General features: G+C 64.6%; 1 protein-coding gene. It reads right to left on the reverse strand.

The genetic code is table 11. The features are described from left to right. Window positions 1–113: 113 nt before the first annotated feature. A complete protein-coding gene (locus tag FVW20_RS15030; RefSeq protein ID WP_196610240.1) occupies window positions 114–1,403 on the reverse strand; it encodes an HlyD family type I secretion periplasmic adaptor subunit in 1,290 nt (429 codons plus the stop codon). Window positions 1,404–1,494: the final 91 nt, after the last annotated feature.

A 1,494-nucleotide genomic window follows, 5' to 3' on the forward strand; every position in this document is an offset into this window, starting at 1 on the left:
GCCGGGTTCACGGCGCGCACGCGCCCCCCCGGCCCGGTCCGCCGCATCCGGCGGGCCGGGGAGATTCGGCGCATTGGCCGCGCCGGTTCCCACGCCCCTGGCCCCAATTCGCATCAACGCTCCCGCATGGCATTCTGCTGCGCCTTCAGGATGGGCTTCAGCAGATAATCAAGTACCGTCTTCTTGCCGGTAAGAATGTCCACCGTGGCGGTCATGCCCGGCATGATGGGCAGGTTTTCGCCGCGATAGGTGATGGCGTTTTTCTTGGTGCGCAGCTTGACCAGGTAGTAGAACTCGCCCTTGCGGTCCTCTATGGTGTCTGCGCTGATCTGTTCCAGCCCCGCTTCCAGCCCGCCATAGATGGAAAAGTCATAGGCGGTGATCTTGACGATGGCCTTCTGGCCCGGATGCAGGAAGGCGATGTCCGCCGGGCGGATGCGCGCCTCCACCAGCAGGGAGTCATCCAGCGGCACCAGTTCCAGAATCGATTCGCCCGGCTTCACCACGCCGCCCTGGGTATTGATGATGATGCGTTTCACAGTACCGCGCACCGGGGCGCGCAGGTCGGTACGGGTCACCCGGTCTTCCCCGGCGGACAGGGTTTCGCGCAGGGAATTCAGCTCCACGCGGCGCTTGTTGATTTCCTCCACCGCCTGCGAGCGCACCTCTGCCTTGCGGTGCGACAACCGCTGCTCCACCTCGTGCACCGCGCTGCGCGCCTTGGGGATGTTCACGGCCAGCGAACTGATGTCGCCGCGCAACTGAATGACGCGCTGCTCAAGGCTCAGGTAGTCCACCTTGGAATATATCTGCTTTTCCACCAGCGGACGGGCTATGTCACGTTGTTCCTGCGCCACGCGCAGGCTGGCGCCCAATTGTCCTTGCCGCCCCACCATTTCATCCACTTCCTGGCGCTTCTGCGTAAGCTGGCTTTCCAGCACGCTCAGTTCCAGTTCCAGTTGGCGCTTGCGCGCGTTGTGGATGGAGGTCTGGTCGGCCACCACCTGCGGGGCATTCTGCAGCACTTCCTGCGGGTACACCGGTTCCTTGCCCGCCATTTCCGCCTCCAGCCGGGCGATGGCGGCCGTGTGCTCGTACGATTTCGCCACCGCATCGCGGAAAAAGCTGGCGGCGGATTCGTTGTCCAGGCGCACCAGCACGGCGCCCTTTTCCACGATCTGCCCTTCGCGCACGAATATTTCACTGATGATGCCGCCTTCCAGGTTCTGGATTTCCTGGATGCGCTGCGAAGGGATGACCTGGGCCTGGCCGCGCGTCACCTCGTCCAGCGGGGCAAACGCCGCCCAGACGATGAACACCAGAAAGAACACCCCCAACGAAGCGGACAGCACGAAGGCCAGCGGATGTCCCTTGCGGTGCAGGGCCGCGTCCACCTCGCTCATGAATTCCAGGTCGTCGCGGCGCACGCCCTGCGCCCCGCCGCTACCCAGCGCGCTGGAGCGAGCGGCCCCGGCAAGGCGCTGGCCAAGGGTG

Origin of the sequence: Nitratidesulfovibrio oxamicus, assembly GCF_015731765.1 — a bacterium.
In the GTDB taxonomy this organism is placed as follows: Bacteria; Desulfobacterota; Desulfovibrionia; order Desulfovibrionales; family Desulfovibrionaceae; genus Cupidesulfovibrio; species Cupidesulfovibrio oxamicus.